Source organism: Rhizobium sp. SEMIA 4085, from assembly GCF_013004495.1.
GTDB classification, from domain to species: domain Bacteria; phylum Pseudomonadota; class Alphaproteobacteria; order Rhizobiales; family Rhizobiaceae; genus Rhizobium; species Rhizobium gallicum.
Genome location: NZ_JABEPH010000325.1, coordinates 1 through 6,984, shown reverse-complemented (window position 1 = coordinate 6,984; position 6,984 = coordinate 1). Strand labels below are relative to the sequence as shown.

The following is a 6,984-nucleotide window of genomic DNA, read 5'->3' as shown; positions in this document are numbered from 1 at the left end:
ACCATGCGCATCGTTTTGGCCGCGGATCAGCCTTCTAGGTAGTCAACCTGTGGCGCCAGTCAAGCCGGCCGCAGTCTGCGCCGAGGCTTTTCTTTGGAACCATGCGGTCGCCCGCCCGTTAGGCTCTGGTTAAGGCAATGGAATGCCATTGCCGGCGCGACAAAAAAGGAGGGACCATTTATGCAGACTTCGACTCATTCTCCCGACAAGCGTACGGAAGCGGCAGATCGCATGAAGCGGGCAAAGCCGAACCGCATGCAGAAGGTGCAGGTGCTGCCGCCGCACCATGTCGATCTGACGCTGCCGCAGACGCCGATGGACGACATTCATGTTCCGGCTCATGTGACCGGCGGCGATCTTTCAAAAGGCGGTCCAGACCTTGCAACCTCCAAAGGCCGCAAAGGGCGCGCCTTATGATTTTTCAGGCGGCGCGGGAACCGACGTCGGGGCTTTTGCATTTAAGGCCCGGACAAAGTTGTGAGGACTCCATGACGACTAATCTCGTGCCGCAAGACATCTATCTGAAACACGAAAACGAATGGCAGGCTCTTAAAGAGGCCTCCGAGAACGGCATTGATATCCAGAAGCGCGAAGCGGCATCCGGAATTATTGCTCATGGCGAAACCAGCGCGCATGGAGACAAGGACAGTTCAAGAGGGAAGACTGGCTAATTCTCATCGCCGATAAAGCGCGCCCGGCATGCCGGGCGTTTTTTATGAGTCGGTATCGCCTTCCGGCGGCGGCTGCTTTCCGGAATTCCGCTCCAGGCGCTGCTCCATTTTGCCCAGAGCAAAGAGCACGCAGACCGCCGCCGCCGTCGCGAAGAAGGCGACCGGCCAATAGCCGAAGCCCATGGCAAGGCCGATCGCACCTGAGAGCCACATGCCTGCTCCCGTCGTCAAGCCCTTTACCCTGCCTCTGGAAAAGACGATCATGCCCGCGGCCAGAAACGCGACGCCCGCCGTCACCGCCTCGATGACGCGCAGCGGGTCGATGCGGACCTGCTGATCGTTGGCAAAGCCCGGCATATGCACCGATTCGATGGAAATGATGCCGAAAAGCGCTGCCGCAAGACTCACCAGAATATGGGTCCGCAGACCCGCCGCATGGTTTTGCGCCTCGCGGTCGAAGCCGATGATGCCGCCCAGCACAATCGCGCCGATGAGCCGGGCAAAGATCACCGGGTAATGAATACGGGATTCAGGGAACATGTCGGCAAAAACGATATCCATGGAAAAGGCGCTCCCTTCGGGTAAACATTTCTTCGCGGGGGGCTAACGTCTTCTGCGGCTCTTTGTTCGTCCGTTTCGACGTTGGGGCTCCATGCCAACCTTTCGGAAAGGATTGGGAGGCGATAATCGGCCCATCACGGGATTCGGACCAGATGGCTAGAACTGCACCTCGCGGCCGCCGCCGCAAATCATCCGCAAAATCGAAGGGCAGGGGCCATGGTGGAGCCTTGCCCTGGCTCTTTGCCGGTGTCGTTGCCGCAGGCAGTATCGCGCTTTACGACAACTGGAAGACCGTGCGCCCGATTCTTGCCTCACGGGCGCCGGACACGGCCGCGATTACCGCTGCCATCAAGGCAGACGCGCCGAAAGCGGCTGTTGCCAAGAACGCGCCGAGGCAGGCCATTGCTTCGCAGCCGCAGCGTCCCGTGCCGCCCGAAGCCGTTCCTGTTCCTGCCGCGCAGCCCGTGAAGCTCTCCTCAACGGCGACATCATCCGCCGGCCCGGAAAACGCGCGCGCCGCGTTCGGCTATTGCGGGCAGGGTGAGCATATGAACTGCGTCGGAGACGGTGGGATATTCTGGTACAAGGGCGAGAAGATCCTGGTCGCCGACATGGTAGTGCCGGATGTCGGCGCCGCGCGCTGCGAAGGCGAGCGGAGGATCGGCTTTGCCGCAAAATCGAAGCTGCTCAAATTTCTGAATGCCGGGCCCTTCGTCATGAACGCTGCCGGCAAGCCCGCCAGTTCCGGCGCGCCGCACGTGATTTCGCGCGGCGGCCGCTCCTTGGGCACTCAACTGATTACCGAGGGTCTTGCCCGCAAGCCTGGCGCCCCCGGTGGATGGTGCGCCTGAGGTCTATTTCTGCTTCGGAGCCTTGCCGCTGGTGCGGAAGCTGCCGGTAAAGGCCGTATCCTTGCTTTCCGCGGAGCATTCGATCACGACCGGCTTGCCGCCGTATGGGTTGCCGAATGTGCAGGTGCCTGCCACCTTGACCTGGCCCGTCATCTTCTCGCCCACGCCGGTTGTCACCATCTTGAGCGGAATCCTGGCATTGCCATTAGATGCCGGCTTGATCGCGGTGCCATCGCCCTGGAAGCCAAGCATCTTCCCGCCTGAGGTGAAGATGAAGGTCACCTGGCCGTTCGGCAGTCCCACGCTGGCGAGTTCGCCCTTGCACCCCTTCGTTGCGTCCACGTTGCCAACGACGAGCTTTGCGCATTTGCCTGTAAGCGTCGAAACGCCGGCGCCTGGAAAATTCTGGGAGGCGGCGTTGGCGCCGGAGGCGAAAGCTGCGGCGGAAAGCGCCGCAGCTGCAATCACTGTCAGTCTCATCTGTTCAGGAATCCTGTCATGCTGGTTTACCGGACGGGGGTCGCATGTTTCTGTGTCCGAAATTTGCCGCGCTACAAAGAAAACGGGCCGCTGCAGGGATGGCGGCCCGTTCCGGGAAGCGTGGCCGTCAACAGCGACAGCCGGCCTCTGTATCGTACCTCTTGTTTGCGCGGAGCCTTCGCCCATGCAAACGCTCAGTGGCGCCGGCTGGCGTCCTCGACGGCCCAGCCGAAGCGCCATGCCTCGTAGCGGGCGTACCAGACTTCAAGCTCCCAAGCATCGCGGATCGGCATCAATTCCGGTCGGGACATGGGATTGTCGCTTAAATCGTAGCCGAGGATCCGATCGCGTATTCCGCGCTCCTGCATGTCGAGCAGTTCTTCGATATTCATCGCTTGCCCCTAACCGCCGGCCCCTCAGCCAGCCTTCGAAGGCAAACATTTCTCTTTGTTAATGTCCAGGCCGAAGGCGCCGATTCCCGCTATTCACAGGATTAGCTCGAATGGAGCAATACCTCCTTCGCGATCAAAAAACCCTCCTTCTTCCGGCTTATAAGCACCCGCGGGAAGAGGGAGACTCTTCAAAATGTGTTGTAAAAATATCGTTAAAATGCCCCGTCACATGTTTTTGTTCATCTCCCGTTCAGAAAACGGTTTTGGAAAACCCGGATATGGGTCAAGCTGTCCTTGTTAATAAGGAGATACTGAATGATTCGATTGACCGCGGTGCTGACGTTGTTCTCAGTTTATGCGTTCACGATGTTTTTCATCGCAGCAATCCCTGAGACGCCGAACTTGCAAACCGCAGCAACTCTATCTGAAGACGCCACGCTTACGAAGTAAAGTATTTGATGGGGTTTTGGCTGGCTTGTGTGAGCCGTGTTGGGCAAGGGCGCAATTTTGCGTCGTAACGCACGACTGCTCACGTCCTGGATATCACTCGTCAATCAGCGGTTTGACGAATTCCTCTGTAATTTCAAGAGGATCGAATGGTGGGCGTGACAAGGATCGAACTTGTGACCCCTACGATGTCAACGTAGTGCTCTCCCGCTGAGCTACACGCCCATCCGATGGCGGCGCATAGATCACAAAACCTTGGGAGCCGTCAATAGGCTTTTTTGAAGTTTTGTGACCCGCCGCCCGCAAGCCTTATGCGGCAAGCATTTTGTTCACTTCATCGACGAGATCGCGAAGATGGAAAGGCTTTGAAAGCACCTTTGCATCCTTCGGCGCCTTCGAATCAGGGTTCAGTGCAACGGCTGCAAAACCGGTGATGAACATGACCTTGAGGTCCGGGTCGAGCTCGGTCGCCCGGCGTGCGAGCTCGATGCCATCCATTTCCGGCATGACGATATCGGTCAGGAGCAGGGAGAAGGGCTCTTCCCGAAGCCTGTCATAGGCGCTTGCGCCGTTATCGTAGGAAAGAACCTTGTAACCGGCCTTTTCGAGCGCCTTTACGAGAAAGCGGCGCATGTCGTTGTCGTCTTCGGCGAGCAGTATCTTCTGAGTCATTATCCAGACCGATTGGTGAATAGGTTTTTGGTGGGAGGCGCCAGCTATTTACACTAGACTTTAGCCGGTAAACAACCGGTGAATTGCCTGCCCAAGGCTGTCATCCCCGCTACATAGTATGGACTTGCGGTGAGGCAACTGGCAACATGGGCCAAGCAGCCGTCCTGTGACATGGTTAAGAGGGAAAAAGGTGCCGGAAATTCGCGAGTACGAGCTTTTTGAGATCCGTGAGCCCGTGTCGCAGACCATTCCCTTCGTTTACAATTCTCCCCACAGCGGCCGTATTTATCCACCGGAATTTATCGCCCAGTCGCGGCTCGAAGGCATTTCCATCCGCCGGTCGGAGGATCACTATGTCGACGAGCTCTTTTCAGCCGCCAGCCTGCTTGGCGCGCCTCTGCTTCTCGCCAATTTCCCGCGCGCCTATCTGGATGTGAACCGCGAACCTTACGAGCTCGACCCGCGCATGTTCGATGGCCTGTTGCCGCCTTATGCAAACATCAATTCGCTGCGCGTGGCAGGCGGGCTCGGCACCATTCCGCGCATTGTTGCCGAGAATATGGAAATCTATGCCCGGCGGCTGCCGGTGCAGGAAGGACTCGATCGGGTCGAGAGCATCTACATACCCTACCACGCCGCGCTGCGCCGGCTGATTGCGCGCACCCACGTGCAATTCGGCTTCGGCGTGCTGATCGATTGCCACTCGATGCCGGGCAATGTCCGCGTCGCAGGCAGCAATGCGCGGCCCGACTTCATCATCGGCGACCGGTATGGTACCAGCGCATCGGCCGACCTTTCGCGTACGGCGATCAGTATTCTCGAGGAGATGGGTTTCACCGCCATCCGCAACAAGCCCTATGCCGGCGGCTTCATCACCGAGCATTACGGCCGGCCGGCGCGCGGGCTGCACGCCCTGCAGATCGAGGTGAATCGGGCGATCTACGTGGACGAAGGGACGCTGGAAAAGCACACGGATTTTCCGCTGATTGTCAACGCCGTCACAGGCTTCATGCGGCAGATGGCCAGCTACGTTGACCAGTTTGCAACCGATACGGCGCTTGCTGCAGAATAAGCTCCCGGACAGACGCTCAAAAAAAGAACCGCGCTGTACAGCGCGGCTAAGTCTAGGGAGGAAACACCCAAGGAGGGTATTTACAGTCAGAAGACTGTATGAAGAAGCTACTGCTGCGCTGCACAATTGTCAATCATTATTTTGCAATGCAAAATCTTTAGGCAGATATCGAGAAAATGCCTGGTCGATTTGCATTTGAACGCATTTGCGCTAAGGAATGCGTGCCACACGGCCCAGAAAACGGATCATCCATGCTTCCTGACCGCTCGTTCTTCAATCGCCTGGCGGAAGCCGCCAAGGCCGAGACACTGCCGCGATTCCGATCCGGCCTCGATGTGACGAACAAGCTTTCGAGTGGCTTCGATCCCGTTACCGAGGGCGATCGGGCAGCGGAAGCGGCAATCCGCAAGCTGATTGAAGAGCATTTTCCCAATCATGGCATTCTTGGCGAGGAACACGGAAATGTTGGCCTGGACCGTGATTATGTCTGGGTGATCGATCCTATCGACGGCACGCGGGCCTTCATTTCCGGCGTGCCGGTATGGGGAACGCTGATCGGGCTACAGAAGAACGGCCGGGCGATCATGGGCATGATCGAGCAGCCCTTCACCGGCGAGCGCTATTTCGCGGATCAGAACGGCTCGATCTATTGCGGACCGGAGGGCGAACGGCGCTTGAAAACACGTGACTGCGGCACGCTTTCGAACGCGATCCTCTTCACCACTTCGCCGCATCTCTTCACCGGCTTGGAAATGGAGAAATATCGTGAGATCGAACGCCAGGTCCGGCTCTTCCGCTATGGCACGGATTGCTATGCCTATGCACTTCTCGCGGCCGGCCATGTCGATCTCGTGATCGAAAACGGCCTCAAGCCCTACGATGTCGGCGGGATCATTCCGGTGATCGAAAATGCGGGCGGCATCATCACCACCTGGGACGGCGGGCGGCCGGAAGACGGTGGCTCGATCATCGCCGCCGGCAGCCGTGCTGTTTACGACCAGGCACTTGCGATCCTGCAGCGCTAAGTCGCCATCCGTTTAGACGCCGAACCCTTCGACCTCTTCAGCGGCCTCGGCGTCGCTGCCTGGAATAAACGCATGGAACGCGGCGAGTGCTGCGGCGCGGTAGGCGTCGCGCTCCTGAAAAATCTCGTGCCGCGCGCCATTGATGGGCACGAGCTGGGCTGCGCGGAAATAGCGCGAAAGCCGTTCCTGCGCGATATAGGGCACGACGCCGTCGCGGGTCGGGGCAATGACGATCGTCGGGATGGTAATCGAAAAGAGGTGGCTCGGCATGAGTGCCTTGTCGATCGCCTTGAAGGATTCATGGACCCAGCGTGCGGTCGGCGGGCCGAGCATCAGTTCCGGATGCTCCCTCATCATTGCAATGTTGCGCTCGAAACGCACCTCGTCCGATGTCAGCGGATTGTCCTGGAAAGGAAGCTCCCGTAGCTTGCGGCTCAAGGGCAACGAGCCAAGTCCGAGCGAGCAAGCCGTGGCGGCCAAGCGGCGGATGGTCGATGCGGACGCTGCCTGGCCGATCAGGCCGATGAAGGGCGCGGAAAGCACCATGCGTTCAATGCGTGTTGCAAGATAGGGGGCGGCCGAAAGCGCAATCAGGCCACCGGTCGAATGGCCGAGCAGGTAGAAGGGCAGGCGGGTGTCGGGCAGCACCACCGTTTCCAGAAAGGTGTCGAGGTCTCGCTCGTAATCGGAAAAGCGCCTCACATGGCCATGCTGTCGTTTCTTGATCAGCCGTGGCGAACCGCCCTGGCCACGAAGATCGAAGATCGCAACCCAGAAGCCCTTCGCCGTTAGATCGCGGATCGCCTCGAAATA

General features: G+C 58.8%; 10 protein-coding genes, 1 tRNA gene and 1 pseudogene. 6 read left to right on the top strand and 6 right to left on the bottom strand.

The genetic code is table 11. From position 1 onward, the window contains the following. Positions 1–180: 180 nt before the first annotated feature. Both C9413_RS25105 and C9413_RS25100 read left to right on the top strand, forming a co-directional pair. Entirely contained in the window at positions 181–417 is a 237-nt protein-coding gene (locus C9413_RS25105) for a hypothetical protein (protein ID WP_039846095.1), read from the top strand. A 71-nt stretch (positions 418–488) separates the two neighbouring features. Beyond that, positions 489–671 carry a hypothetical protein gene (locus tag C9413_RS25100; protein ID WP_039846094.1) on the top strand — a complete coding sequence of 61 codons (183 nt, stop codon included), beginning with the start codon at positions 489–491 and terminating at the stop codon, positions 669–671. A gap of 42 nt (positions 672–713) precedes the next feature. Here the strand turns inward: C9413_RS25100 and C9413_RS25095 are convergent, their stop codons facing one another. Further along, the gene (locus tag C9413_RS25095) at positions 714–1,232 is read right to left on the bottom strand and encodes an MgtC/SapB family protein (protein WP_170251048.1); all 519 of its coding nucleotides are present in this window, start codon (positions 1,230–1,232) and stop codon (positions 714–716) included. Between the two features lie 152 nt (positions 1,233–1,384). On the opposite strand from C9413_RS25095, the gene C9413_RS25090 reads away from it, so the two are divergent. Further along, positions 1,385–2,083, top strand: a complete 699-nt coding sequence (locus C9413_RS25090) for a hypothetical protein (RefSeq protein ID WP_039846092.1) — start codon at positions 1,385–1,387, stop codon at positions 2,081–2,083. A gap of 3 nt (positions 2,084–2,086) precedes the next feature. On the opposite strand, the gene C9413_RS25085 is transcribed toward C9413_RS25090, so the two are convergent. Continuing rightward, positions 2,087–2,563: a hypothetical protein gene (locus C9413_RS25085; protein WP_039846091.1), complete on the bottom strand. Its 477-nt coding sequence runs from the start codon at positions 2,561–2,563 to the stop codon at positions 2,087–2,089. A gap of 209 nt (positions 2,564–2,772) precedes the next feature. Continuing rightward, a pseudogene (locus tag C9413_RS25080) lies at positions 2,773–2,955 on the bottom strand (CrpP-related protein); the annotation flags it as partial. Between the two features lie 315 nt (positions 2,956–3,270). Here C9413_RS25080 and C9413_RS34290 point away from each other — a divergent pair. Beyond that, positions 3,271–3,405 carry a hypothetical protein gene (locus tag C9413_RS34290; protein ID WP_022715855.1) on the top strand — a complete coding sequence of 45 codons (135 nt, stop codon included), beginning with the start codon at positions 3,271–3,273 and terminating at the stop codon, positions 3,403–3,405. A gap of 147 nt (positions 3,406–3,552) precedes the next feature. Here the strand turns inward: C9413_RS34290 and C9413_RS25075 are convergent. Continuing rightward, a tRNA-Val gene (locus C9413_RS25075) sits at positions 3,553–3,627 on the bottom strand. Positions 3,628–3,711: 84 nt separating this feature from the next. Then, on the bottom strand, positions 3,712–4,074 hold the full coding sequence (gene cpdR1, locus C9413_RS25070; protein WP_003542883.1) for a response regulator CpdR1: 363 nt from the start codon (positions 4,072–4,074) through the stop codon (positions 3,712–3,714). A gap of 190 nt (positions 4,075–4,264) precedes the next feature. Between cpdR1 and C9413_RS25065 the strand changes: the two genes are divergently transcribed. Further along, a complete protein-coding gene (locus C9413_RS25065) occupies positions 4,265–5,146 on the top strand; it encodes an N-formylglutamate amidohydrolase (RefSeq protein WP_039846090.1) in 882 nt (293 codons plus the stop codon). A gap of 251 nt (positions 5,147–5,397) precedes the next feature. After that, complete coding sequence (gene hisN / locus C9413_RS25060) at positions 5,398–6,171, top strand: histidinol-phosphatase (RefSeq protein ID WP_039846089.1); 774 nt, start codon at positions 5,398–5,400, stop codon at positions 6,169–6,171. Positions 6,172–6,183: 12 nt separating this feature from the next. Here the strand turns inward: hisN and C9413_RS25055 are convergent. Next, positions 6,184–6,984 (bottom strand): alpha/beta hydrolase (locus C9413_RS25055; RefSeq protein ID WP_170251047.1); only part of this gene is annotated, 801 nt, incomplete at its 5' end.

Coding starts and splice junctions, on each gene's coding strand:
- C9413_RS25105 (WP_039846095.1), top strand. CDS start 181: ATGCAGACTTCGACTCATTCTCCCGACAAGCGTACGGAAGCGGCAGAT.
- C9413_RS25100 (WP_039846094.1), top strand. CDS start 489: ATGACGACTAATCTCGTGCCGCAAGACATCTATCTGAAACACGAAAAC.
- C9413_RS25095 (WP_170251048.1), bottom strand. CDS start 1,232: ATGGATATCGTTTTTGCCGACATGTTCCCTGAATCCCGTATTCATTAC.
- C9413_RS25090 (WP_039846092.1), top strand. CDS start 1,385: ATGGCTAGAACTGCACCTCGCGGCCGCCGCCGCAAATCATCCGCAAAA.
- C9413_RS25085 (WP_039846091.1), bottom strand. CDS start 2,563: ATGAGACTGACAGTGATTGCAGCTGCGGCGCTTTCCGCCGCAGCTTTC.
- C9413_RS34290 (WP_022715855.1), top strand. CDS start 3,271: ATGATTCGATTGACCGCGGTGCTGACGTTGTTCTCAGTTTATGCGTTC.
- cpdR1 (WP_003542883.1), bottom strand. CDS start 4,074: ATGACTCAGAAGATACTGCTCGCCGAAGACGACAACGACATGCGCCGC.
- hisN (WP_039846089.1), top strand. CDS start 5,398: ATGCTTCCTGACCGCTCGTTCTTCAATCGCCTGGCGGAAGCCGCCAAG.